Below are 25099 nucleotides of genomic sequence, written 5' to 3' on the forward strand. Positions count from 1 at the left end.
CTGGCCGCATTTTCCGTATTGAATCTGGAGTCAATCATGAAGTGGCATTTGAACGTCTGTGTATCCGTCTGCGCGATGCTTGGCGCGCCAGGCCTATTGCTCAACGCGATCGGCACCGCGCGCGCGGCGGACCTGCCCGGCACGGCCGCTTGCGTTGCCGCGGTGGGCACATCCCATCGGGCAAGCGAGCGCCGCGACCCCTTCACCGATGGGGCAAGGGCGCCCGCCGGCGCCCGCCATGCCTGCGCTGACGGGCATGCGGTGGACCAGCGCGACCCGTTCTCGCAGGGCGCGTAGGTCATCGCGGGTGATTGCGGTTTGGGCTGCACGCGAAGTCTGATACGATCGGCAAACCATACGCCAGCCGTACCAGCAACCGCAGCCCGCCGCGCCATGCGTGGCCACCATCGTAAGCAATGACCACTAAGATCGAACCTACGCCGCCCTCCGGGGCCGACCATGCCATAGCCCCGCACCTCAAGCTGCTTGCCGCCACGGCCGAGCGCGGAACCAGCCGCAAAAAGGCTGGTGCCGGCCTGATGCTGCTCTGGCTCAGCGACGACGTCATGAGCGTGGTCAACGCCGGCCTGCGCGAGCATGGCATCACCGAGAACAAGCTGAACGTTCTGATCCTGTTCTCGCTGGCCGAACGCGGTCTGCTCGATATCGGCCCGCTGACGCCCTCGGCGATTGCCGATTACGTCGGCGTGACCCGTTCGTCGGCAACTGGGCTACTGGACTGGCTGGAGGCGCGCCAGTTGCTGGCGCGCGAGCATCGCAAGGATGACAGGCGAAGCCTGGAATTGGTGTTGACGGAGAACGGGCGGGCGATTCTCGATCAGGCGCTGCCTTCTTTCTGGCGGGCCTGCGCGCACCTCACGCGCGAACTGAGCGATGAGGATTGTCAGACGTTGCAGACGATATTGGGGAAGGTCTGGCGGGGGATTGAGTAGGCGTAGGGATCACTGTCGTGGTGCGGCGTCACGACATGCTGGCGGCCCAGCTCGCCGACAAGGATGCTCACGCAAAAGCCCGCATCACTGCGAGCTAGTTTTACGGGAGAATCCGGGTCCCCCCGATTTTGGGGCTCAATTCAGCAAGGCCTCGGGACCGTTAATCCGTAGGTCCCTGGTTCGAGCCTCGTTTCCCGCTCCAGATATTATGTCCACGGACTTCCATCGAAGTCCGTGGGTCTTTGAAAAAAGGGGCTTCGGCCCCTTTTTTCATTCCATCTGCCGCAACGGCACTATTTCTCCAGGGCCGAAGCGATGGCTTTCGTCCATACGCCAATGGCAAAGGCGCCAGGGTCCACATGCCCGAGCGCGCGTTCTCCAATGTAGGACGAACGACCTTTCAGCGGCATCATGTTGCGCGTCGCTTCCGCGCCCCTCAAGGCTGCATTCGCTACCTGATTCGCGGCACGCAATGCGCTCTGGCCTTCATCCTGCGAGTGCAATGCCAGGGCCGCAGGCAGCAGGGCATCGAGCATCGTTCTGTCACCCGCTCCAGCACCACCAAGTCCGACCATGCCGTCGCAGCCTGCTTGCAGCGCTTCGGCCCAGGCGGAAATCGAGGCGAGGCTCGTGCTGGTCGAAAGGGCAACGCCGGCACGCAAGGCAAATACCGCATACAACGGGCCGGATGTTCCCCCCAGGACCCGGCGCAGAATGCCCGATATCTGCTGCAGGGCAATGGCCGGCCGATCCAGAGCGAGGGTATCGAGTGCGTCGTCGATCGCGCGTGCGCCCCGGGCGAGGCTGATGCCGATGTCGCCATCCCCGACAACAGAGTCCAGCTCGGTCAGGATCTCCTCGTTGCGCTGCAAAGCTTGGGTGACCGACTGCAGGACTCGCCTGAACACCTCGGCGTTGGCCGCAGGCCACGCAGCGCCCTGGGTTGCAATCTGTTCCGCCGCTTTGCCACAAGACTGCCTGGCGACTTCAACCGCGGGAACGGTCATGCCGTGCCAGGCGGTGGCGCTGGCGGAGGCGTTGAGGCGTGCCAGAATCGAATCGTCGACCCGCATGAGGGAGATCGAACAGCCGGCCATTTCCAACGCGGTAAGAAAGGTGCCGACCATCGCAGCTTCCACCTTGATGCCGTGCGCAGCACATCCCAACAGGACCCGGCGCGTGACAATGTCCAATTCTTGCGCTGGCGTAGCGCCAAGGTTATTGACCATCAGTGCTACACGATCGCCTGCTTTCAATCGGCCTTGCTCGATGATCCGTTCCAGGAGAACGTTGACCATTTCATCCGCCCGCTGGATAGGGCCACGACGCACGCCACTCTCGCCGTGGATGCCGAGCCCGTATTCGACTTCGTTGTCTTCCATCTTGAAGCCTGGCTTTCCGGCGGCAGGTACCGTACAGGCGCTTAGCCCCAGCCCCATGCTGAACAAGCCTGCGGCTGCCTGTTGAGCCTCGGCCCTGACCTCCATGAGCGATAGACCGGCATCGGCCGCAGCGCCTGCGACCTTATGAATGAACACCGTGCCGGCAATGCCGCGGCGGCCCACCAGGCCGCCGTTGTCGTTCAGGGCAACGTCATCGCCCACGACCAGCATCTCGACCTTCACGCCGAACGTTCTGGCAATCTCCGCGGCCAGGCCGAAGTTAAGGCGATCGCCGGTGTAGTTCTTCACGATCAGAAGCACGCCGGCCGGGCCGGCGACAGTCATGATGGCGTTGAGAACGGCGTCGACGCTGGGCGAGGTAAATACCGGCCCGGCAACGGCGGCAGTCAGCATGCCGCTGCCTACGTACCCCCCGTGGGCAGGTTCGTGGCCGGCGCCGCCGCCCGAAATGATGCTCACCTTGTTGGCGGCAGCGAGCGCCTGGAAGTCTTTGCGAACGACAGTGTTCTCGCCTTCCAGCAGCGTCAGCCTGTGGTCGGCCAATACAACGCCCTCAAGCATTTCGTCGACCACTAAAAGCGGGTCATTGATCAGTTTCTTCATCGTGATGTTCCCTATCGCCTGAATCTGTCGCCAGGAATGCTGGCTGGAGCACCGCCAAGGCATCCGTCCAGCGACGCAGCCAGCCACGGTGACTATTTCCTATGTTAAGCGGAATCAACCGGGCCGGTAGCAGCCCTCCGGAATCGGGCTGGCCCGGCGTCCGCTATCTGGCGGCCAGCGGCCATCTAGCTGGGGCGGCCGCGTTCGCGCGAACCGAGGCCGCTCGGACCATCCGCCCGGTACCGCTGCGCCAAGCGCTCCACCTGCCGGCGCGACAATCCCGGCTTCTCCGCGGCACGCCAGACCGCCAGGCCATGCTCGACCACGGCCTCGCGCAGACCGAGACCGCGATCGAGTTCGTGGCGCGGCACCTCGGCGGCCGCGGGCAGGATGGCGCGACCCCGCTGGAGACGCTGTTGCAACCGGAGATGGTGGAGTTGCAGATCCGGGCCGGCGAGATGCGGCGGCGACTGGATACCCTACTGGCTGGGGCAGGCTGGTTGGGCAAGCCATGGGGCAGTTCAATGTGGACCGCGCCTTAGCCCCCGGCTGGCTGCGGCGCGCGAGGGACGCCGGCCCGGCTCCACGCGGTGAGCACGGGACTAGAGTGCGTGCTGCTTGTCGGGTTCGCCGATATCGACTAGCCTGTTATCGATGCCGATTCCTCGCTGCACTGCGATACCCATTTGATGCCAGAACGCTCGATCACCCGATATGGCAAGGCGCTGCAGCGCCTGCGCCAGGTCTTTTCCCCGTTGAACCTGGGGGCGGCGGCGTGGTTGATTGCAACATGGGCGTTCGCGGCGTTTCAGCTCGTGAGCGAGCGGGACCGCTTGCTGCACGATGCCGCGGAGCGTACCCAGGCGCAGTCCCGGGCGTTCGGCGCGTACTCGAAATCCAGCATCCTGCGGCTGTCCGAGTTCCTCCTCGACCTGCGGGCCAGTTGGCTGGTCGGCCAGCCGGGGTTCGTCAACATGGTGCATGAGCGGGAGAACCTGGTGGTGGACCTGTCGTTCCAGGTGTCGGTGATCGACAAGCATGGCCTGCTCATCTACTCGTCCATCGCCCCGCCCGCGCCCGGCGAGAAGGTCGACCTGAGCGGGCGCGAGCATTTCCGGGTCCATCAGAACGCGGGCGGGCGCGACATGCTGTTCATCAGCGACCCGGTGAAGGGCAAGGTTTCGCGCAAATGGTCGATCCAGTTCACGCGCCCCATCCTGCGCGCGGGCAGCTTCGACGGGGTCATCGTGGTCTCGGTCAGTCCGGAGCAGTTCGCCAGCTTTGCGCAGACGTTCACTAACCGCGATGGCGAAGTGGCGTCGGTCATCAAGACTTCCGGCCAGGTCCTCGCGCGCGTGCCGGCCCTGGAAGGCGCGCTGGCCAGGGCGGTCAGCAGCAGGCCGTACCTCGCCAGCGAGTCGCCCCAGTCTGGTAGTTATCGGGCGGTGTCGGGTTCCGAAGGCGTGGAGCGGGTCTTCGGCTATTACCGAGCGCCGGAGTTCGGGCTCAATTTCGTGGTGGGCGAGTCGGTCGGCATGGTGCTGGCGCCCTACGAGGTCTATCGCCGCGTTGTCTTGGCCGGTGCCATTGCTTCCACGCTGCTGCTTGGCCTGTTGTACTACAGCCTGCGCCGCTCCATGGGGGAGCGACGGCGCCACATGGAGGAGATGCGGCTGGCTTCGCTGGTCTATTCGTCCAGCAGCGAGGCCATGGTGGTGACGTCGCTCGATGGCACCATCATCGACGTGAATCCGGCCTTTGCCGCCGCCACGGGCTATACGGCCGAGGAGGTCAAGGGCCGTTCGGGCTATAGCGTCAGCGGGGCAGCCAATACGGCAGGGCTGGTCGAGCGCCTGCGGGCCACCGTGGCAGCCAAGGGCAGATGGAGCGGCGAATTGTCGATTCGCCGCAAGGACGGCAGCGAGTTTCCCGCCTACCTGACCGTGGATACCTACCTGGCCCACGCGTATGGCGAGCGCCGCCGCGTTGCGCTGATCCATGACATGACCGAGAAGCTCCAGGCGGAGGAAGTCATCCGGCACCAGGCGAATTTCGACGCGCTCACGGATCTGCCCAACCGCCGCCTGTTCTTCGACCGGCTGGAACAGGAGATCGAGCGTTCGCGCGGCACGCAGGATGTGCTGGCGCTGCTGTTCATCGACCTGGATCGCTTCAAGGAGGTGAACGATACCCTCGGCCACGACCAGGGAGACCTGCTGCTGCTGGAGGCGGCGCGGCGCATTGCGGCATCGGTGCGCGCGTCGGATACCGTGGCGCGGCTGGCCGGCGACGAGTTCACCGTGATCCTGCCCGCGGTGGGCGATGCCGGCGTTGCCGGGGGCATTGCCCAGGCGATCCTGGAGCGGATTGCCGCGCCTTACCGCCTGGCCGGCGAGCTGGTGGTGGTGTCGGCCAGCATCGGCGTGGCGACCTACCCCAACGACGCCGACAACGCCGAGGCCCTGCTGGTGTGCGCCGACCAGGCGATGTTTGCCGCCAAGGAGGAGGGCCGCAATCGCTGGAAGGTCTTCACCCAGGCGCTGCTGCAGGCAGAGAGGGAGCGCTTGCGCATCACGCAGGACCTGCGCACGGCGCTGGCGTCCGGGCAGTTCGCGCTGCACTACCAGCCCATTGTCAATCTGCGCACGGGCAAGGTCTGCAAGGCCGAGGCCCTGATCCGCTGGGACCATCCGGTACGCGGGCCGATCCACCCGGCCGATTTCATTGCCGTTGCGGAGGAATCCGGCCTCATCATCGACATCGGCCGCTGGGTGCTGACGGAAGCGCTAAACCAGCTTGCGCGCTGGCAGGTGCTGCTGGGCAAGGGCTTCCAGATCTCGGTCAACAAATCACCGGTGGAGTTCTGCGCGCCTGCGAACGGGCCCGAGTCCTGGTCCAGCATGATCGAGCGCAGGAACGTGCCGGTGGGCAGCCTCGTCATCGAGATCACCGAAGGCTCGCTGATGGAGCAGAACGCCGATGTCATGGACCAGCTCTCCCGCTTCCAGGCGGCCGGCATCGAGATCGCGCTCGACGACTTCGGCACCGGCTACTCGTCCTTGTCGTACCTGCGGCGCCTGGACATCGACTACATCAAGATCGACCAGTCCTTCATCCGCTCGCTGACGCGGGGCCCGGACGACGTGGCCTTGTGCCGCGCCATCATCAGCATGGCGCATGCACTGCGCATCCGGGTGATTGCCGAGGGCGTCGAGACCGAGTCGCAGCGCGACATCCTGCTGGCTGCCGGCTGCGACTATGGGCAAGGCCACTTCTTCTGTCCGCCGGTGGAGGCCAGGGCGTTCGAGGCCTTCGTGAGTGCCGTGACTTGAGGCGAGCGGCGCCCTAATCCTCTGCGCCAACGGTGAATCCGCGAGTGCGGATTCGCCCGCCGACTCTCGATGAGCTTCAGCCGATGCGCTTAGCGGGACAGCCACCACCAGGCAGCGACGGCTGCGGCGGCCTGGCCAGCAGCCACGACCAGGAAAGGCTGCCAGGACGCGTCGAACTGGTCTTGCAGCGCGGTGACGGCAGCCAAGCGCATGGCTGCAGGTGCGTCCTGCGCGGCCAGCCCAGCAAACGGCACCGCCGCTATCACCTTGTCCGCAAAATGCAGGGCCACGCGGCGTGCCAGCCGCGGCTTGAGCTCGCCGTCTTCGAGAAAGCCACGGAAACGGGCGGTCAATGCTTGCGGCTTGGCAAGCAGGCTGGCCAATGCATCGGGCTGCTGCGCTTGCAACGAGGCGACGAAGCGGCCTAGCGTGGCATCGTAGAAGCGCTCGCCATGGGCGTTCGCGAGCGCACCGAGCACGCGGTCGAGCGCCCGCTGGTGGCCGACCAAGTAATACGCCACGGGAAAGCCAATCAGGAATACCACCGCCGCCAGCGCCCAGCCCGTGCCTTCGGTGCTGTTGGCCACAAACGCAAATGCAATCATGCTGAGCACCAGCCCAGCAACGCAGCAGCGCACGATCTCCCATAGATAAAGCGAGCCCGCCATGAGCATGGACTTGCCAAGATCGATCGCGCCGCTGGACATATAGGTCACGTTTGTAGTAAGAATTACGCCGGTTTGAACAAGGACTTAAGGCCTACCGCCCAAGGGCAACAGTTTGTCCATTCGGTAAATGGGCTGAAAGCGCCGTACTAATGCGGTGCAGCTTGGCAATCAGCAGATTAGTGGACGAGTATAAGGCCGCCGCGACTGCGTAAGGAACAATCAATGCAACCGACTGCCATCACTGCGGTGCACGACACCGCGCTGAACCCCAACATGGAGCCGGCGCCCGGCGTGGCGCTGCCCATGAATTTCCCGGTCATGCTCGAGCCCGCTCAGCTGGCCAGCATCGAGAACCGCGTGGCGGCATTCAACTTCGCCGCCATGCCCCAAGCTCAAATTGTCGCGCTCGGGGCCGAGCCCACGCTGAACCTTAACCGGGTGCTCGACGGCTTCCTCGCTCGCATCAACAAGGCGGATAATCCGCAACTGTTCAAGCTGGTGGACGCGCTCAACGACGCGGTGGCGAAGGAGAAGCTCGGCGAGTTGGCCGACGCCATCCTGAACGCCAAGCCGGGCATCAAGGACCGAATCATCGGCCTGTTCAGCAAGAAGTCGATGCAGCGCGCGATGGACAAGGTCTACGAGGATTTGGCACGCATCGCCAAGCTCAAGTCGAAGACCCTGAGCGAGGAGGTCAACGGTATGGAGAACAAGCTCCGTATCGAAATGAACAGGCTCAACGACGACCTGCAAGTGATGGATGCGCAGAAGGCGGAATACCGCAAGAGTTTCGTCGCATTCGCGCAAGAAGCGGCCTTCCTGCACAACGCCTTGAAGAAGGCGCAAGCCGAAGCACCGGCTCTTCTGGCGGGTGCAGGGCAGGACATTGCCCTGCAGCAGGAGATACAAGACAAGCTGCAGGCGCTCGAATCGGTTGCCCTGGCCCGTGAAGCCATGATGACCAAGCTGCCGGCTGAACAGCTGGTGATTCGCCAGCTGCAGAACGCAGGCGTATCGACGCTGCAAGAACTCATCGTCACGATGGGGGACCGCTTCGCGAGCATTCGCATGACGCTACTGACGATTCACGGCGCGCAAATGGTGCAGAACGTCCAGCGTCTCGGCCAGTCCGGCGCGAACCTGGACAAGAATCTTCAGGAAGTACGCTCCAGGCTGATGCAGAACGTGGTGGCTACGGCCGCTACGGCCCCGGGTAACAATCGCCTCGATCAGGCCAATAACCTGAAACGCGTCGTCACCGATACGCAGGCGCTGCAGTCCATCGTGCAGGCCGCTCGCGCCACGAATCAGGCGAAGTTCGAGGAGGCCCGCAACACAATGTCGCAAGTACGGCAGGACCTGCTGAACCTCGGTAGTCAACTCAATCCTGCGGCGACGGTCGCACCGCAAACCTTCTAACGCAAAGAAAAGATAGCATGAGCAATCTGGTACTGAATCTGTCGAAGCCGGGCGAAGCCGCACCGAAGCTTTCCCTGAACCTGAACAAGGGCGAGGAGTTCAAGGTTCGCCTGTCGTGGGACGGCAATACCGACCTCGACCTGCACGCGCTGGTGACCGTCAACACCGGCAGCGGGGCGAAGGCGTCGAGCCTTGGCGACATCCTGTCCACCTACAACGTCGAGCGCGTGCTAGAAGGTGGCGTGAAGGCCGGCACGCTGCCGCTGGCCGCGGACAAGACGTTCTCGGTGCATGGCGGCGCACTGGTCCATAGTCCGGATGCGCGCGACGGCAGCCTGGCAGGCGACGACGAGTATGTCACCGTCAAGCCGCGCCTGCTCACGATGCCGGCGGCCGGCCATCTCGAGATCCCCCTGCTCGCGATGATTCACCCGCAGGCGTCTGGCAAGACTTTCAAGCACGTCGAGAACGCGCGCGTCATCATCGAAAACAGTGCTGGCCAGCCCCAGCTCGATGTAGGCCTGTCCAGCCAGTTCGGCGCCTTCGTCGGCGTGCAGATGGGCTCCATCGTGGTGGACGGCAACGGTGCCTCGTTCGTCGGCGTTGGCGTGGGCTTCAATACTGACTTCAACGGTGTGCTGGGCCACTTCTCCTAAGCAGTCGAGCGGAGGCGCTCCATCATGACGTACAAAGTCACAGTGATTGGCGGTGACGCAGTTAGCGCACCGGCAACGCCTGCCGTGGATGGCGGCCTCCAGACGCGTCCTCAAGTGACCGTTATCCAGCCCGCCGCGCTGCCCGGCGTCGGGGCGCCTGCGAAAGTACCCTCGCCGACCGTCGTCCGGCCGACCGTACTGCCCTCGAATGGCCTGAGCGCGCCGGTCACGGCCGCATCGGCGCTGGCGCCTACTGCCGTGTCAGCCGTCACTGTCGAACGGATTCCGGAGGCCGCTGCACCGGTTCATCCTTCGGCGATGGCCGGTAGCCTCCGTCGCTTGGTCTCGGTAACGCCAGAGGACCTGGTGCGCCGCTTTCCTGGCGCGAAGCCCGGGTGTATCACCCAGGCGCGCGCGGTATTGGCAGGGGTTGTGGCCGACAGCATGGGGTCGGCGGACTGGCTGGCCTTCGGGGTGGCCGCGCAGGAGAACGTCAACGCAGTCATCAAGGACCGCCTTCAGCTGCTTGAGGCGACTGCTCCGAGACAGGTTGCTGCGCTGATGACCCGCTTGCACAGGCTGCTGGCCGAGATTGTGGATGCAATGGCAGGTGGCTTCCTGAAAAAGTCAGCGAACGCAGTCTGGATGCGAAACGAGGCGGAGATTCGCCAGCTCGAGTCTCGGCTCTCGACCGACGGGAAGGCGGTGATGGCGTTACTGTCTTCGTTCGCGGAACTGGTCGCACGCAACGTGGCCGCCCAGGATGAGTTGGAAGGGGTCTTCCTCGCCGGCGAGTACCTGCTGGACGGCCTACGCTCGGATGAGGCACTGCTGCTGCAGTCACGGCTGATGGCCCTCGCCACGTCGCAAGCCATGGCGCAGGAAAATATTCTCTCGTTGCGCCAGGATGAGACCAGGTTCAAGGAACTGGTGCTCCTGGTGCAGGACGGCGTGCTGGTCAAGTTGCCCGCGGTGTATGGGCAACTCGCCGGGCTGACCGACAAACCGAACGAAACACAACGGTACCTGGTGCTGGAAAAGCTCAGTGACCTGACTCAATTTCTTGAAAGGAAGAAAGCATGGCTCTCGTAGTGAACCTCGAAAAGGCGACCCAGGCTCTGGTGCTCAACCTCCAGAAGGCTGGCGTGGTGAAGCCGCCCGAGCTTGAGGTTGGCATCGCAATCGATGTGTCGGGCTCGTTCGAGGACGAACATCGTGACGGCGTGACCAATGACCTGCTCACGCGCCTGATTCCCTGGGGCCTCGCCTTCGACCCGGACAAGAAGGTCGACTGTTTTACCTTCTCTAACGGTGCATCGCATGTCGAAAACGTGTGCCCCATCAACGCGGACAACTACCAGGGCTTCGTGAAGAAGCAGATTATCGGCAAGGTCAACGGCTGGAACGGCGGCACGGACTACTCCTACGTGCTCGAGCGCATGCTGGCGCATTTCGGCTGGACGCAAGTCGTTGAGAAGGCGAGCGTCATCGGCCGCTTCTTCGGAAAGAAGGACAAGGTAGTGCAGTCCGGTCAGAAGCGCCGCAGCCTGGTGATTGTCATCACTGACGGCGAAAACTCGGATAGGGGCCGCACGCTGGACGTGCTGCGTGCATCTCAGGAACGCAGGGACGAGGTTTACTTCCTCTTCATCGGTGTATCTAACCAGGGTGGCGGCTTCCCCTTCCTCGAACAGCTGGGCGACGAGTTCGATAACACGGGATTTGTCGGCATCGACAATTTGCGTGCATTCGTGGCCCTGTCAGACGACGAGCTGAACATACGCTTCATCAGTGAAGAGCTGATTACCTGGCTGAAGTCCTAAGTCGTGGCACGGCGGCTACGGCGCGTCGTCGACATCGAAGGTATTAGCGGTCCGAATGAATGTATCGACGAGCTTCTGCATTGGCCGCTCCTCACACGTCGACGATGGTGGTGTCGGCGATTGTCTCGGCAAAGCCATTTCCGAACAGCATCGCAGGAGTCTGGAAACCCGGACGGCTCTCGCCGGCCAGAACGCGCCGGCCTGCCTCGGCGGCAGCCGTCGCCGTGAACGTGTAGCCGTTGACCGTATCGAGAACCGATCGGACGACCTCGCCGTCGGAATCGGTGATTTCGACGACGGCCTGATACCGATTGGCCAACCGCTCCTGCTCGCTCGGTCCGTCAGGAAGCGCCGAGAGATCACCTTGCGGAAATCCGTCGCCCGTCACGTGGACGAAGGTCTCAATGTCCGGAACGTTCGTCGACCGCCAGATCGTGTGCATGGCCACCCTGATGCTCGAGGGATTCTTCGTTCTCGCGACGGCTTGTCCGGCAAGGCAGCCGAACATCGCGACGCTGCCTCCGCTGCCCGGCAGGAGCATGACTCCACCGCCCAGCTCTGTGCGGATCGCGCCCGGCGTTGAGCGTTTCGGCATTCCATCGCCATTTCAAGGCGGTGACGGCGTTGAGCCCATTGCAGTATCAGAAGCGTATCCGGTTTGGTTCAAAGCTGATGCTGGCCTAAGCGGCTTATGGAACTGATGAACGAAGCCGCGCTCATTTGCCAACTCCCGCTAGACCTAGCATTCTCCGCGCCGCGGGACCCAATTGTTGCTCCTTCCTGGTATCAGCATATCCCGCCCACGGATCGACGTAGCCGGCGGCTTCCACGCGTTGCAGGGCGGTCTGGATCGTCCAATGATCGCCCGCTGACAGCTCCTCCAGCTCCTCCCAGGAAGCCGGCATCGAAACCCCGAGGCCTGGCCGCGCCCTGGCAGAGAATGCGGACACCGTTGTCGCGCCACGGCCATTGCGCAGATAGTCAATGAAGATCTTACCCACGCGATTGCGCGGCCCGCTCTTAGAAACGAAGCGCTGCGGAACGGTCAGGGCGATATGAAGAACGACATCTTGCGAGAACTTCTTAACGGTGGTCCACGGCAGTTTGGGCGAAAAGGGCACAACGACATGCAGGCCTTTGCCACCACTGGTCTTGAGAAAGCTCACCAGGCCAAGCTCATCCAGCATCGTTTTCGTCAGCATGGCGGCATCTAGCACGTGTCGCCACGGCACGCCGTCGCCCGGGTCGAGGTCAAAGATGATGCGATCCGGTTTGTCGATGGCAAGCTTGGTCGCATTCCATGTATGGAACTCGATCACATTCAGCTGCGCAGCGGCGACGATGGCCGTCTCGCTGGCGATCTCCAGGAGCGGCGGATGCCCCGTCCATAGGCTGGCATCAAGGACGTTGACGCCAGGAATCTTGATGGTCTCGGCGTGCTTCTGAAAGAACAGCTCGCCGTCGATGCCCATTGGCCCGCGTACCAAGGACACAGGGCGCTCGCGGAGATGAGGCAGCATGTGCGGTGCAATGGCTTCGTAGAAACCGGCCAGATCACCTTTCGTCATTCCGGTCGACGGATCAATCACACGTTCCGCATTGGATACCTTGACCGAGCGCGCTGGCCGAGGCCGGGGTTGTTCCACTTCGACTGGCAGCTCCCTTGTCACGTTCCCCGCTGCCTTGTCAGCGCGCAAGGCATGGAAGACGGGATGCCGGATTCGGCCTTCTTTGGTCCAGTCGGAGAACGAGATCTCGGCGACCAGCTTCGGCTTGACCCATCGGCCGGTTAAACGTGGTGGCGGCTTCTCGAAGGGGCAGGTTGGCATTTCAAGCTCGGTCAGCAGTGCGAGCAGCTTGGCCAGCATCGGCGAATCGAGGCCGCTTCCAACGTTGCCCGCATAGTGCAGCTTGCCGGCCTCATCGTGCACGCCAAGCAGGAGCGCGCCGAGGCCTTGTCGGCTTCCCTTCGGGGTCGTGAATCCGCAGATGACAAATTCTTGCTGGTTTTTGCATTTGAGCTTGATCCAGCTGGGCGCCCGGGCGGAGACGTACAGCGCGTCGACGCGCTTGCCAATCAGGCCTTCCAGGCCCATCTTGCACGCTGCGGCAAGAAGGTCGTCGGGCGTGCCCTCAAAGGCCTCGCTGTACCTGGCTTGCGTTGCACCGGGTACGGCCATCACATCCTTCAGCAGCGCCCTGCGCTCGGCCAAGGGGACTTGACGTAGATCGTGGCCCGCAAAGAAGGGGAGGTCAAAGACGAAGTACTGAACGTCCTCCACCTGCGATCGTTCAAAAGCACTCTGCAGCGCCTGGAAGTCCGTAATGCCCTTGTCGCCGAGTATCACGATCTCCCCATCCAGCCAGGCTGAGCCGAGGCCAAGAGCGCGTATCCCCGCCGCAAGCGATTTGAGGCGCGATGTCCAGTCATGGCCACGTCTTGTAAAGAGACGGATGTCGTCGCCGTCGACTCGTGCCAACAACCGATAGCCGTCGAACTTGATCTCATAGGCCCATTGTTCGGCGTTGCGCGGCACTGCTGAAGCGAGCGTCGCCAGTTGCGGGGCAAACGCAAGCGGAAGGGCGGCAGGGCGTGCTGCGGCGGGTAGTACCTGTCGGCTCTGCCCCGGCCGCGAGCGACGCGGCTTTGGCACGGCAGTCTTCGCTTTACCACCGGCGGCAGATTGGCTGTTGACCTTGGCCAGCACGCTGTCCGGCAGGGCTTCGGTGATGTCGTACTCTGCGGCGGAGCGCGCAAACGCATCCCGCTCCTTGATCAAGAGCCACGGTTCCTGACGCTCGTCATCGCGGCCGTGCATCCTGACCAAGGTCCAATGGCCATGCAGCTTCTCACCTTGCAGCTCGAACTTCAGCTTGCCGCTGTGGATGCCGGCCACCGGATCGCCGACCGGCATCCACGTCCCTCGATCCCAAACGATGACGGTGCCGGCCCCATACTCCTTGGGCGGGATCACGCCTTCGAAGCTCGCATATTCCAGCGGGTGATCCTCGACATGCACGGCCATCCGCCTCTCTGTGGGATCCAGGCTGGGCCCTTTGGGGACTGCCCAACTCTTGAGGGTACCCTCAAGCTCAAGACGAAAATCGTAGTGTAGCCGGCGAGCCGCATGCTTCTGCACGACAAAGCTCAGTGCGCCGCTAGCGCCGGACGCGATTGACCGCGCGGTCTCGCCCCTCGGCTCCGTAGTGGCCGCGAAGTCACGCTTCTGGCGATACCGCGTCAGGCTGCGCGCGTTGGTTGGTGCGGACTTGGCCATGGAGCCTGTCCCCATTGGATACGTGTGATCGAAGTATTTTCCCCGGAGCCCAGGGACACAATAGGCCGATGTCCGACATTCGCTTGCGAGGATGCTGTGGCAAGCCAGAAATGACACGCGTGCGAGGTTTGAACTCTGCACATGCCTCTGCGGAAAAGTGCTTGTCTATCCTCAAGGGGCATCCGCAGCGTCGCCATTCCTGCGGGCACGATCTAAGCTAGATCGGTGTACTCCCTACCCGTACGGTGATCGCCATGGCTGCCCGTTCCATCGCTTCGCTCTCCCTCAGCTTCGGCCTCGTGTCGATCCCAGTGAAGATCTTCAGCGCCACGGAAAGCAACTCGGGGGTCGGCTTCAATCTGCTGCACAAGGGATGCGGGTCCAGGCTCAAGCAGCAGTATGTGTGCATCCGCGAAGACGTGGTGGTCGAGCGGTCCGAGATGGTCAAGGGTTATGAGTTCGAGCCGGATCACTATGCTGTGTTTGAACCGGACGAGCTGAAGGCGTTGGAAGACGAGGCGAAGCACACGATCGATATCGTGTCGTTCATGCCGGCCAGAGCCATCGACCCTATCTATTTCGACAAGGCCTACTACCTGGGCCCGGACAAGCGCGGTGGTAAGCCATACAACTTGTTGGCCGAAGCCATGCGAAAGACCGGGACCTGTGCGCTCGCGCAGTGGGTCTGGAAAGGCAAGCAGTACATGGTGCAGGTGCGGGCGATCGACGAGGGCTTGGTGCTCCAGCAATTGCTCTACGCTGACGAGGTCCGATCGATGCTGGATCTGCACGTGGAGAAGGCTGAGGTGCAGCCGGCCGAGCTGGCTTTGGCTAAACAGCTGATCGAACAGAACTCGGTGGAAGGGTACGACCCGACGGCTTACAAGGATGAGGAGAAAGACCGCATCTTGGCGGCAATCGACAAGAAGATCGCGGGCAAGAAGATAGCCGTGAGCGAGGAGCGAAGCGAGCCGCGGCAGGGCGCGGAAGTGATCGACCTGATGGAGGCCCTGCGCGCGAGCATGGCCCAGCGCAAACAAGGCGGAACGAAGGCAGCGACCTCGGCGGCTGCAGAGCAGGGCAAGAGCAAGAAGACTGGGAGGCGTGCCACAGCGGCGCTCGCGCCGGCGCCAACTCCCGCCAAGCGAGCTTCATCGGCGAAAAAGTGACGGGCCAATGCCGACGTACACCCTGAAGGACGCCGAGACGATGCTTGGCATCCCGCGCTCGGTGGCCACCAGGCTGGTCACCGAGGGGATCATCACGCCCGCCCGCGGGCCGCGCCGGAAACTCCTCTTCACGTTTCAGGACATGGTGCTTCTCCGGACAGCAAATTCGCTGCATGACGCCAAGATCGCAACGCGGCTGATTGTCCGCGCGCTAGCGAGGGTGAAGGCCTCTCGCGGCACTGGCCAGCCGCTGACCGGTGTGCGGATTCGTGCGATGGGCAACGAGGTGGCGACAAAGGACGAGGGTAGGGGATGGCAGGCCGTGTCGGGCCAGATGCTGATGGACTTTGAGCCTGGTGAACCGGGCGCGGCGGTCGTGGAGTCTCTGCACGATGCACGGGCGCCGGCGGCCGAGGCGCAGGAATGGTTCCGCGTCGGCGCCGAGCTGGAAACGGAGAAGCCGCTCGAAGCCGAGGTTGCATACCGTCAAGCACTGGAGGCCGAACCAACATTTCTTGATCCCTACCTCAACCTGGGCTGCATGTTGTGCGACGCCGGCCGGTTTGGCGACGCGGTGGAACTGTACTGTTTCGGAATCTCACATCTGCCGAACGAACCACTGCTCCACTTCAATCTTGGTGTCGCCCTGGAGGACATGAGTCGAACAAGGGAGGCACTCTCAAGCTATGAGCGATGCATCGCGCTTGCACCGGACTTTGCCGATGCGCATTTCAATGCAGCCAGAATATACGAGACGCTCGGCAACGGGATGCGGGCGATTCGACATTTCAATACCTACCGCCGGTTGCAGACTTAACCTAATGCGCGGGGAGGCGGCTGTGAGGCTCGGGCGGCGAGATCTGCGAGTTCCCGCTGCTTACAAGGCCGAATTGTGCATGGTGTGGTTCGGCGGCCTCAACCGTGAGGTAGCCGGCATGACCAGGGCTCCTTCGCGGCTTCCTCCAGTGTTGTGAGCGCGGCTGGGCTGTGCAATCTAGCGGCGTCCCACATCTGTGCGGCCGCGGGCGGTCGATCGGGAAGCAGCAGGCGCCGCGATGGTGTCGCTGGAGGCATTTTTTGCGGAGTAGAGGGCTAGAAGCTTTTCGCTGCAGGCTGGCGAGGCTGAATAGCCGGGGCGGCGCTTCGAGCGAATCGTCTTTCTGAACGGTGAGGTCAACGATGCGGTATCCGCATTGGTCTGTGCGCAGCTGCTGCTCCTCGAAGCCGAGAATCCGGCGAAGCCTATCCATCTCTACATCAACTCGCCCGGTGGAGTCATTACCAGCGGGCTCGCCATGTATGACACCATGCGATACATCAAAGCGCCGGTGCATACGCTGTGCATGGGGACCGCGCGCTCCATGGGCTCATTTCTGCTGATGGCGGGTGAGCCAGGCGAAAGGGCAGCGCACCCAATACGAGTCTGCACGTCCATCAGCCGCTGGGCGGTTTCAAGGGCAGGCGTCGGATTTCCTCATTCATGCCGAGGAGATGCAGCGGACCAAGCATCGTGTCACCCGGCTCTATGCCGAGCATTGCGGGCGCACCTACGAGGAGGTCGAGCGCACCCTTGACAGGGACCGCTACATGACATCGGAGCAAGCGCTGGAATGGGGGCTGATCGACCGCGTCCTCACGCAACGGGAACTGGCACCGTTACGGTGAGAGCGCGAGCCGAGCTTCCTGGCGCCGGCCAGGAGAACTCCGATCTTGATGTGGGAAGGCGACAGCCGTGATCGCAGCCTGTAAACTGGCGGCGCGATGCCCGAGTATCGCGCTTACCTTGCTCCTGCCCGTACAACACATGAACATCTTCTCCCGCTACTTCGGACGCGCTGACGAATCCGCCGACGCCACCGCCCTGAGCGCCAACGCCGCTATTGAGAATCCGCTCAGCCTGCAGGTGCTGTTCGCCGGACCGCTCACGACGCAGGCAGCCGCGTTGACGACCGCCTTGCGCGCCTTTCATCCCTCCATGAGCAAGGCACGCGCCGAGATTGCCCCAGACATGCAGGAGTTGTTCGGACTCATCGGCTGGGGCAAGCACGTGGTGCGGCTAATTGGTTTCGATGCGCCCTATCCCCGGGACTCGCTCGAAGCCTGCGTGGCGCCCGCGGCCTACCCGGCGGAGGTCAAGGACGAGGTACGTGCGCACACCAGCCACATCATCCTGTACTACGCGGGTTTTGACGACAATCCGCTGGAGCAGTACGTAGCGCTCGCCGCCGTAGCCGGCGCCCTGGCGGGCTTCGGTGCCCTGGCGGTGTTAAACGAACACGCGCGCACCTCACTGCCCGCCGGTATCCTTGCGCCAGACAGCCTTGGCAGCGAGAGCCTGGAATTGCTGCGCAGCCTGCCGCTCAATGCCCTCTACTGCGGATTCGTCAAGTATGAAGTGCAGGATGTACAGGGCGTGTGGATGCGCACCTATGGCGGCGACCTGTTCGGACTCCCCGACTTCGCCGTGCTTGCCAGTGGGCACGAAGAGGGCCAGCGGTATGCCGACATCTTCAACAACATCATGGGCTATATGATGGAGAGCGGTGCGGAGTTGGCGGCCGGGCATACCATGCAAATCGGCGAATCCACCTATATGAAACTGCGTGAGCCGGCCGAGGTGGAGTATTTCCTGGATGGCCCCGGTAAGGTGCTGGTTGCAGAGGTGATTACGGAGGAGCAGATCAATCAGATCGATCTGTAGCATGGCGCTGCCGGGAACGCATCAGCAACACACTCAACGGAGAGTAGACATCGAAGACATCGTGTTTGGCCTCGGCCTGCTTGTGGGGGTCATTTCCGCGGCCGTCGGGAGCGTGCGGCTGCGCTCGATCATATGGCGCGTGGTTTTGCCAGGCAGCATGGCAATCGCAGCATTTGCCGTCGCGACAATTTGGGGGCGGCCGTACTCAGGCATTCTGGTTTTGTTCATCAGCGTGGCTGCCGGCGGCGGCTATCTGATTGGCATGCTGGCAACGCTTTTCATGCGGCGCGCCATCCATCGAAGAACGGGTTGATGCGCGGATGAACCAATGCGCCGCGCCGCCCAACCGAAGAACCACTTCGCCGTCGATATCATGAGAACACGACTTGGCAAGCGCGCAGGCATCCGGGCGCTGGCTTTCTGGATGCTCGCTCTCCTGTTCACAACGTCTGCAACCGCTCAGCAGTTCGATCGCGCGGCACAAGCGCAGCGTTACCGCGCATGGCGGCAGCAATTCGAAACGGACTTCGCCACGCTGCAGCAGCGGCGCAATGCGGGCGCGCAGATCACCGAGGCACAGATCGAGCAGGTTTTCTCAAAGTCAGTCGTGCCGAAATCGCGTGCCGTGCCGCTACTGAAGGCGTTGGCAGAACAGAGCGACATTAGCGCGGGCAGCGGCTTCGCGGTGGTGGGTGCTGGGCGTATCTTCTTCAACCTGCTGCGCGACTCAGTGCCGGCGGGTGAGGGCGGCATCTATCCGGAAAATGAGGCGACGATCGGCGCGCACAACCTTAGCGTCTGGTATATGCACATCAACGGCGGCGGTGGCGACACCACGGAGCGCTACTTCAGCGACCCCAAGCGCTTCGAGCCGTACCGCCTGCCACCGGCGGGCAGGTTCGAGCGGCGGGCCTATCCCTTCCTGCTGATGGATGACAAGAGCGGCGCGTTGCGCCTGGGCGGCGTCAGCGCCGAGTTCTGGAACCTGGTGTCCTACCTCCATGCCACGCAATTTCAATAAGCCGAGCCCGGTGCAAATGCTGGCACTGCTGCTCGCGCTTTCCGTCTCGCCGGTCGCTCACGCCGTGTGCGATCCGGCAGCCAGCGCCGCCGCTGCGATGACGCGGGTTGTGGTGGACTTTCCGCTGGAAGACGCGGGCACGCTGCTGGGCCTGGATGGTGCGCGCGTCAAGTCGGACAACCTGGAGGCGCCGCTGCGCATCTCCATTTCTGGCCGCGCACGGGTTTCGCTATGGGCTGAGCAGGTCGACTGGTCGGTCTACGGCCTGCCTGCGGACAAGCGCGTGGGCCCAACCGTGCTGTACTTCGATGGCGCGGGCGACAACGCGCGCCACCTGTGCCGCGTGGAGCAGTACCGCTTTACCGAGGCGTTCGAACAAAGGCGCGAGGCGCTGCTGAGTCCGGCACAGAGCCTTCGCTACGCATCGGAGCGCCGGCACGGCCGGCCGGGCAATCGTGCCGACGATGCGCGTGCGGCCGGGCCTGAAGACTACAAGCTGGAGCGCACGCTCGTACTGCGCTACGACGGCGCGGCACGCCTGGCTGGCTTCGACACGGTTGACAGCGAGGACGACGCGCCGCCGAAGCTGTCCAGCCAGCATTGCCTACGCTACGACAAGGCGGGCTGGCTTGCCTCGTCGGGCGAAGGTGCATGCGAGTCCGGCTCCGGCGAGACGGCCGCGCTGCGCTATGTGCATGATGCCGATGGCCACCTGCTGCGCATGATCCAGCGCGATCCCCATGGGCGGCGCGTACAGGTGCGCACCTTCGATGCGCAAGGCAAGCCGCTGCACCTGTATATCAGGGAAGGCCCGAGCGAGGGCTACGCGTCGATGAACGTAGGCCTGCCTTATCGCTTGCCCGAAAGCCTGGGTGCCCAGCGTGGGCATGACTCAAGCTATGCCGCGAGCAATCCCGCGCAATACACCATGGTGCTGAACGGCCCGGACTGGCGTGTTCCGTCGGTGGAGTCCTGGCATTACCCATGGCGAATCCTGCTGCTGCCTGGCGACGAGACCGCGGGCGACATCATGGCGTTCAGCGCAGGGCAGCGCGAGGTGCTCGCCTCCGGCAACAGCGGGCAGGGCAGCGACATCCGCCTTACCGCGCAGCAGAAACGCAAGATCTGGGAAGCCGCGCGCGCGCGTCCGGGCCGGGTGTTCTGGAACTATGCGCCGGGGCAGGACCTGGTACTGGTGGCGGCGATGCCGGAGGCGGTGTGGCGCCAGTGCGCCGATACAGCGGAACGCACGGCGCAGGCTTGCGAAGCGCAGCCAATCGCCACGGGCAATCGCTAGTTATATGGCCACGTAAACAGATCAAGCCATGCCGAGCGTTTCATTCTCCATCCGTTTTCTATTTGCCTGCTGTCTTTTGGTCGCGACGGCCAATCATGTGCTGGCGGTCGTTCAACATGGCTTTCTCTGGGACTACGGCTATGGGAATGGCGCGTACTGGGCCAGCCGGGTGTTCTGGGGAGCGCTGACGATTGCTGATCCGTTGGCGGTGCTGCTTCTTTTCATCAAACCAAGGGTGGGCATTGCGCTCACAGCGGCAATCATCATTGTCGACGTCGTTCACAACACGTTCTACGTCGCATTGAATCGGCAGTGGTTCGAGCCGTTCTACCTTTCGCAGGTGGCGTTCCTGCTGACGGTGCTGCTGCTCTCGCCTGTGGCGTGGCATCGTACGGCTCGCAGGGGCGAATCAAGCCGATATTGACCCGCCCCCAACTGCGCTAGCGTGGCCTGCCGCGTGCGCTCGGCTTGATGCTCCCTGCGCGCGGCGCGTCTTTGCCCGCCATGGCGCCGCCGCCGTTCATCTGCTCCATCCACGACAAGGCGTCGACGTACGACAAGAACTGGTGGAGATATTCAGGCGACAGTTCGCGCATCAGTGAGAGCGAGCGATGCACGAGGCGGCTCGAATTGAGTGGGCCGGCATTGTCGGGCACTTGCTCCAGCGACTGCCGCAACCGTCGATCGGTGCTGACCCTGGACCAGGTTTCCCGGAAGTAGTCGAGCACCTCCATATCCGGTAGGGACGCGCGGCGGGGTACGGCTGCAATCGTTGCGGGGGCGCCGCGATCCGCCGGCGCCCGGATGGCCATGTAGTTGATCAGTCCGGCCAGCGGCCCGCGAGGGGGAGCGCCCGGCGATGCCGTGCCGCCGACATTGCGGTCTTTGCATTCGGTGCTTTCAAGATCGCCGGCATAGGCCTCGAGCAGATTGGCCAGCCTGCCGTCGAGGATGCGTCGCGCATCGCCGCTGTGGGCGGCCGCCCGCCGGGCCAGCGCCTCGATGAATCGAAAGCGGACAGGATTCAGGCGATCGGCGCCACGCGCGCGCCATGCGTCGAGTGTGGCAAGGGCGTCGCGGCTTTCGGCACCAATCTCGCCACCGATTTCGCCGCCTATTTCGCCACCTATTTCGCCACTACTCACGCGGCTTCCCCGTTTCGTTGGACGGCCTCGGGATTGGCGCGATCTCCACGCGTCGGTTCTTGGCCCGTCCCTCGTCGTTGGCATTCGAGGTCACGGGCTGCTCGGCGCCGAAGGCGGCCGCAAACACCGAGGAGGGCGGGACGCCTTCATCGATCAACGCGCGGGTTACCGTCAACGCGCGCTGGGCCGACAGCTCCCAGTTGTCGGCAAAGCGGCGGTTGGCCTCGCGCATCTGGCGGTCGTCGGTAAATCCGCTCACCATCAGGATCTCCTCGCGGGCCTGGAGGTAAGCGGACAGCGGCGCGGCCAGGCTCTTCAACACTTCCCGGCCTTCGGGCTGCAATTGATCGGAGTTGAGGGCAAACAACACGCTGCCCTTGATGCCGATGCGCCCGTTGACCAGCGTCACCCGGCCCGCCGCCAGCGGGCCGGCCAGCGCTTGCTCAAGGGCCTCGCGGCGATGCTTCTCCACCTGCCGCTGCTTGACTTCCTCCTCCAGCCTGGTCGAGAGTTCCAGCTGCACGCCGATGACGCTCACCAGGATCAGTACAAAGGCGCCCAGCAGTACCGACATCAGGTCGCCGAAGACGGCCCAGATTGGCACGGCCGGCTCCACGCCGGCGTCGATCTCCTCGCTCATGCCGCTTCGGCGCTGGCGGGCGCCCGCTGTCCTGCGAGGTGTTGCAGGTTTTCGACGATCTGCTTCTGCGACAGCATGCTCAGGTCGATGACTTCCCTGGCCTGTGCGACGTAATAGGCAAGCTGTTCGTCGCTACGCGCGACGGACTTGTCCAGCGCGGCTTCGATGCGCTGGAGGTGGGCCACCAGCTTGTCGTTCGACTCGCCGAACAGCTGCACCGCCATGCCGAAGGCTTCGCCCAGGCTTGCCACCTCGACAGCGCTGCCGGTGACCTGCGCGGCGACGGCTTCCAGCTTCCCGGCTTCAGCCTCGACCTTGTCGGTGAACCGGGTGCCGACACGGTCCAGCAGATCCGCCGTCGTGCCGACCAGCGCGTCGACGGCCGTGCGCTGCTCGGTGGAGGCATGGTTCACGGCATCGAGCAGTGTTTCCAGTGTTTCCAGCAAGCGGCCGCGTTCCTCCAGCATCGCGTTGTCGCGGGCCATGCTGTCGGAGAGCTTCTGGCGCAGTTCACCAATGACGTCGGCCGCTGCCTTGGGGGCTTCCGAAGCGGCTTGCACGAGCCGGGCAATCTCGGCGATGGTGTTGCTGGCGTGCGCTTGCGTCTGGGCCGAGATGTCGCGCGCGGATTGCGCCAGCGTGTCGCAGATTTCCTGCTGCCGGCTGACATTGTGCGTGCCTGCCTGCTCCCACTCCTGGCGCAGCGTTGCCGCCATCGTGCCGAGCGTATCGCTCCAGGCTGCCAGCCGCTGCTGGTCCCGCGCTGCCAGTTCCGCTTGCAGGTCCGCATGCGACTGGCCCACGGTGCGCACCAGCGACGCCGAGTGCTGCTCGAATGTCGCCGCGGCCGCCGCCAGCGCGTGCTGGTTGTCGCCCGCCAGTTTTTCGCTGACGCGTTCGTGCTGGGAGAGCGCATTGCTCCACGCTTCCGACATGCCGCTCGTTGCCGTTTCCAGGCGGGCGGAGACGCTGTCCAGCAGCTTGGGGGCCGCTGAAGCGGCTTGCACGAGCCGGTCGATCTCGGCGACGGTGTTGCTGGCGTGCGCTTGCGTCTGGGCCGAGATGTCGCGCGCGGTTTGCGCCAGCGTGTCGCAGACTTCCTGTTGCCGGCTGACATTGTGCGTGCCTGCCTGCTCCCATTCCTGGCGCAGCGTTGCCGCCATCGTGCCGAGCGTATCGGTCCAGGCCGCCAGCCGCTGGTGGTCCCGCGCTGCCAGTTCCGCTTGCAGGTCCGCATGCGATTGGCCTACCGTGCGCACCAGCGACACCGAGTGCTGCTCGAACGTCGCCGCGGCTGCCGCCAGCGCGTGCTGGTTGTCGCCCGCTAGTTTTTCGCTGACGCGTTCGTGCTGGGAGAGTGCATTGTTCCATGCTTCCGACATGCCGCTCGTTGCCGTTTCCAGGCGGGCGGAGACGCTGTCCAGCAGCTTGGGGGCCGCCGAAGCGGCTTGCACGAGCCGGTCGATCTCGACGAGGGTGTTGCTGGCGTGTGCTTGCGTCTGGGCGGAAATGTCGCGCACGTTCTGCGCCAGCGTGTCGCAGATTTCCTGCTGCCGGCTCGCGGTGTGCGCGCCCGTCAGCTCCCACTCCTTGCGCAGCGTCGCGGCCAGCGTGCCGAGCGTATCGGCCCAGGCCGCCAGCCGCTGCTGGTCCCGCGCTGCCAGTTCCGCTTGCAGGTCCGCATGCGACTGGCCTACCGTGCGCACCAGTGCTGTCGATTGCTGCTCCAGGCTCGCCGCGGCCGCCGCCAAAGCGTTTTGATTGTCGCCCGCCATTTTCTGGCTGACGCGTTCGTGCTGGGAAAGCGCGTTGTTCCAGGCTGCCGACAGGCTGCCGGTCGTGGCTTCCAGGCGGGTGGAGACGCCCTCCAGCAGGCCTGCGGAGCGTTGTTCGAAGGTGTCGGTGAACTGGGACAGCGAGGTGCGCAGGTCCTGGGTAAGCGCTTCGCTCGATCGCTGGTGTCCCGCCAGCGCATCGTTCCAGATGCCCGCCACGGTGGTGGTGGTCGCCTCGAATCCGGTCGACAGGCCATCGAGCTGCCGCTGCACGGCCTGCGTGACGGTGTCTTGCAGCGCGGCCGTTCCGCGCGCGAGGCTCGCCATGGTGGCCTCCACGGCCGGCTGGAGCGCTGCACCGGCGGCGCGGGCGCTATCGGCGACGCTCTCCTTCAAGGATTGCTCCACGGAGGACGCCAGGCGGGTGTACGCGGCTTCGGTCTTGCCGTGGAAAGCGTCCTGGCTGGCGAGCTGGCGCTCGTGCAAGGCCAGGCTCTGCTGTTCCATGGCCGCCATCATGGCCTGCAACCGATCGACCAAGGCGGGCATCACCTCGGCCTGCCGTTGCAGGAGCTTGAAGGTCTCCTCGCGCTGGTGGGACAGCGAGTAGATGCGCAATGTTGTCGCGATCCTGGTGTCGAGCCTCTGCGCCGCTTGCGTGCGCTCGCGCCGGCACAACGTCGAAAGCAGTCCCAGCATCGCGGAGGTGGCCACGCCCGCGACCGAAGTGCCGAATGCAAATCCCAGGCCCTTGACCGGCGCGGCCAGCGAGGCGCGGATGGCCTGCAAGTCCGTCGCGCTTTCCAGCGCCATGCCGGTGCCTTTCAGGGTGGCCACCATGCCCAGGAACGTACCCAGCATGCCCAGCAACACCAGCAAGCCCACCAGATACGGCGTGAGCGACGGCCCCGGCAAGCCCACGCGCTCACCTTCGATGCGCAGGCGCGTCGCATTGCGCAGGCTGGCAGGCAATAGCGCCAGCCAGGCATCCAGGCTGGCCGGCGGCTCGGACAGGCCCGCTACGGCCCGCGCCAAGGTGGACGTGGCCTCGTGATAGCGCCGCAGCTCGAGCGCGCCTGCCACGTAGCAGGCGCCGATCAGCACGGTGACAGCCAGCGCCAGGGTGTTCGAGCCGGCATAGCCGACGCCGATCCAGCACACCGCGGCCAGACCGGCCAGAAAAACAGCGAAATTAAGATATCTGGACATGGCGTCC

The 25099-nt window shown here is 63.9% G+C and carries 23 protein-coding genes and 2 pseudogenes; 17 read left to right on the forward strand and 8 right to left on the reverse strand.

Annotated elements, in window-relative coordinates:
• Positions 1–36 precede the first annotated feature (36 nt).
• On the forward strand, positions 37–297 hold the full coding sequence (locus ACX12D_RS20155) for a hypothetical protein (protein WP_459375301.1): 261 nt from the start codon (positions 37–39) through the stop codon (positions 295–297).
• Positions 298–416: 119 nt separating this feature from the next.
• Positions 417–953: a MarR family winged helix-turn-helix transcriptional regulator gene (locus ACX12D_RS20160; RefSeq protein WP_459375302.1), complete on the forward strand. Its 537-nt coding sequence runs from the start codon at positions 417–419 to the stop codon at positions 951–953.
• A 293-nt stretch (positions 954–1246) separates the two neighbouring features.
• Here the strand turns inward: ACX12D_RS20160 and dhaL are convergent, their stop codons facing one another.
• Together dhaL and ACX12D_RS20170 are read right to left on the reverse strand one after the other, a co-directional pair.
• Positions 1247–2959, reverse strand: a complete 1713-nt coding sequence (dhaL, locus tag ACX12D_RS20165; protein WP_459375303.1) for a dihydroxyacetone kinase subunit DhaL — start codon at positions 2957–2959, stop codon at positions 1247–1249.
• Positions 2960–3144: 185 nt separating this feature from the next.
• The gene (locus ACX12D_RS20170) at positions 3145–3330 is read right to left on the reverse strand and encodes a helix-turn-helix domain-containing protein (RefSeq protein ID WP_459376609.1); all 186 of its coding nucleotides are present in this window, start codon (positions 3328–3330) and stop codon (positions 3145–3147) included.
• Here ACX12D_RS20170 and ACX12D_RS20175 point away from each other — a divergent pair.
• Positions 3274–3501 carry a hypothetical protein gene (locus ACX12D_RS20175; RefSeq protein WP_459376621.1) on the forward strand — a complete coding sequence of 76 codons (228 nt, stop codon included), beginning with the start codon at positions 3274–3276 and terminating at the stop codon, positions 3499–3501. The genes ACX12D_RS20170 and ACX12D_RS20175 overlap by 57 nt on opposite strands.
• A gap of 147 nt (positions 3502–3648) precedes the next feature.
• Positions 3649–6291 carry a bifunctional diguanylate cyclase/phosphodiesterase gene (locus ACX12D_RS20180; protein ID WP_459375304.1) on the forward strand — a complete coding sequence of 881 codons (2643 nt, stop codon included), beginning with the start codon at positions 3649–3651 and terminating at the stop codon, positions 6289–6291.
• Between the two features lie 89 nt (positions 6292–6380).
• Here the strand turns inward: ACX12D_RS20180 and ACX12D_RS20185 are convergent, their stop codons facing one another.
• Positions 6381–6998 carry a hypothetical protein gene (locus tag ACX12D_RS20185; RefSeq protein ID WP_459375305.1) on the reverse strand — a complete coding sequence of 206 codons (618 nt, stop codon included), beginning with the start codon at positions 6996–6998 and terminating at the stop codon, positions 6381–6383.
• A gap of 183 nt (positions 6999–7181) precedes the next feature.
• On the opposite strand from ACX12D_RS20185, the gene ACX12D_RS20190 reads away from it, so the two are divergent.
• The 4 genes from ACX12D_RS20190 to ACX12D_RS20205 are packed head-to-tail and all read left to right on the forward strand — an operon-like array spanning position 7182 to position 10857.
• Entirely contained in the window at positions 7182–8378 is a 1197-nt protein-coding gene (locus ACX12D_RS20190; RefSeq protein WP_459375306.1) for a hypothetical protein, read from the forward strand.
• Between the two features lie 17 nt (positions 8379–8395).
• Positions 8396–9034, forward strand: a complete 639-nt coding sequence (locus ACX12D_RS20195; RefSeq protein WP_441630946.1) for a TerD family protein — start codon at positions 8396–8398, stop codon at positions 9032–9034.
• 24 nt (positions 9035–9058) lie between these two features.
• Positions 9059–10126 (forward strand): hypothetical protein, encoded by a 1068-nt coding sequence (locus tag ACX12D_RS20200; RefSeq protein ID WP_459375307.1) that lies wholly within the window; start codon positions 9059–9061, stop codon positions 10124–10126.
• Positions 10114–10857, forward strand: coding sequence for a VWA domain-containing protein (locus ACX12D_RS20205; protein ID WP_459375308.1), 744 nt, complete (start codon positions 10114–10116; stop codon positions 10855–10857). Before ACX12D_RS20200 ends, ACX12D_RS20205 begins: the two co-directional genes overlap by 13 nt.
• A 91-nt stretch (positions 10858–10948) precedes the next feature.
• Here ACX12D_RS20205 and ACX12D_RS20210 read toward each other — a convergent pair whose 3' ends face one another.
• The gene (locus ACX12D_RS20210) at positions 10949–11452 is read right to left on the reverse strand and encodes a hypothetical protein (RefSeq protein WP_459375309.1); all 504 of its coding nucleotides are present in this window, start codon (positions 11450–11452) and stop codon (positions 10949–10951) included.
• Here ACX12D_RS20210 and ACX12D_RS20215 point away from each other — a divergent pair.
• Positions 11437–11538, forward strand: a pseudogene (locus ACX12D_RS20215) (AraC family transcriptional regulator); the annotation flags it as partial. The gene ACX12D_RS20210 and the pseudogene ACX12D_RS20215 overlap by 16 nt on opposite strands.
• A 35-nt stretch (positions 11539–11573) precedes the next feature.
• Here the strand turns inward: ACX12D_RS20215 and ligD are convergent.
• Positions 11574–14135 (reverse strand): DNA ligase D, encoded by a 2562-nt coding sequence (gene ligD, locus ACX12D_RS20220; protein WP_459375310.1) that lies wholly within the window; start codon positions 14133–14135, stop codon positions 11574–11576.
• A gap of 254 nt (positions 14136–14389) precedes the next feature.
• Here ligD and ku point away from each other — a divergent pair, with 254 nt between their 5' ends.
• The 8 genes and pseudogenes from ku to ACX12D_RS20260 all read left to right on the forward strand — a co-directional run bounded on the left by ku (position 14390) and on the right by ACX12D_RS20260 (position 20747).
• A complete protein-coding gene (gene ku, locus ACX12D_RS20225) occupies positions 14390–15304 on the forward strand; it encodes a non-homologous end joining protein Ku (protein ID WP_459375311.1) in 915 nt (304 codons plus the stop codon).
• Between the two features lie 7 nt (positions 15305–15311).
• Entirely contained in the window at positions 15312–16121 is an 810-nt protein-coding gene (locus ACX12D_RS20230; protein ID WP_459375312.1) for a tetratricopeptide repeat protein, read from the forward strand.
• 328 nt (positions 16122–16449) lie between these two features.
• A pseudogene (locus ACX12D_RS20235) lies at positions 16450–16969 on the forward strand (ATP-dependent Clp protease proteolytic subunit); the annotation flags it as partial.
• Positions 16970–17036: 67 nt separating this feature from the next.
• On the forward strand, positions 17037–18005 hold the full coding sequence (locus tag ACX12D_RS20240) for a DUF4261 domain-containing protein (protein WP_459375313.1): 969 nt from the start codon (positions 17037–17039) through the stop codon (positions 18003–18005).
• A gap of 1 nt (position 18006) precedes the next feature.
• The gene (locus ACX12D_RS20245; protein WP_459375314.1) at positions 18007–18318 is read left to right on the forward strand and encodes a hypothetical protein; all 312 of its coding nucleotides are present in this window, start codon (positions 18007–18009) and stop codon (positions 18316–18318) included.
• A gap of 15 nt (positions 18319–18333) precedes the next feature.
• Positions 18334–19026 (forward strand): hypothetical protein, encoded by a 693-nt coding sequence (locus ACX12D_RS20250; protein ID WP_459375315.1) that lies wholly within the window; start codon positions 18334–18336, stop codon positions 19024–19026.
• The gene (locus ACX12D_RS20255; RefSeq protein ID WP_459375316.1) at positions 19007–20323 is read left to right on the forward strand and encodes a hypothetical protein; all 1317 of its coding nucleotides are present in this window, start codon (positions 19007–19009) and stop codon (positions 20321–20323) included. The genes ACX12D_RS20250 and ACX12D_RS20255 overlap by 20 nt, the downstream gene beginning before the upstream one ends.
• 28 nt (positions 20324–20351) lie before the next feature.
• Entirely contained in the window at positions 20352–20747 is a 396-nt protein-coding gene (locus tag ACX12D_RS20260; RefSeq protein WP_459375317.1) for a hypothetical protein, read from the forward strand.
• A 16-nt stretch (positions 20748–20763) separates the two neighbouring features.
• On the opposite strand, the gene ACX12D_RS20265 is transcribed toward ACX12D_RS20260, so the two are convergent.
• From ACX12D_RS20265 to ACX12D_RS20275, 3 genes are read right to left on the reverse strand one after another with little or no spacing between them, the layout of a single operon-like run.
• Positions 20764–21417: a DUF2894 domain-containing protein gene (locus ACX12D_RS20265; protein WP_459376611.1), complete on the reverse strand. Its 654-nt coding sequence runs from the start codon at positions 21415–21417 to the stop codon at positions 20764–20766.
• Positions 21418–21460: 43 nt separating this feature from the next.
• Positions 21461–22108 (reverse strand): OmpA family protein, encoded by a 648-nt coding sequence (locus tag ACX12D_RS20270; protein ID WP_459375318.1) that lies wholly within the window; start codon positions 22106–22108, stop codon positions 21461–21463.
• The gene (locus ACX12D_RS20275) at positions 22105–25092 is read right to left on the reverse strand and encodes a DUF802 domain-containing protein (RefSeq protein ID WP_459375319.1); all 2988 of its coding nucleotides are present in this window, start codon (positions 25090–25092) and stop codon (positions 22105–22107) included. The genes ACX12D_RS20270 and ACX12D_RS20275 overlap by 4 nt, the downstream gene beginning before the upstream one ends.
• Between the last annotated feature and the right edge of the window lie 7 nt (positions 25093–25099).

The sequence above is a fragment of the Cupriavidus sp. PET2-C1 genome (assembly GCF_054515855.1).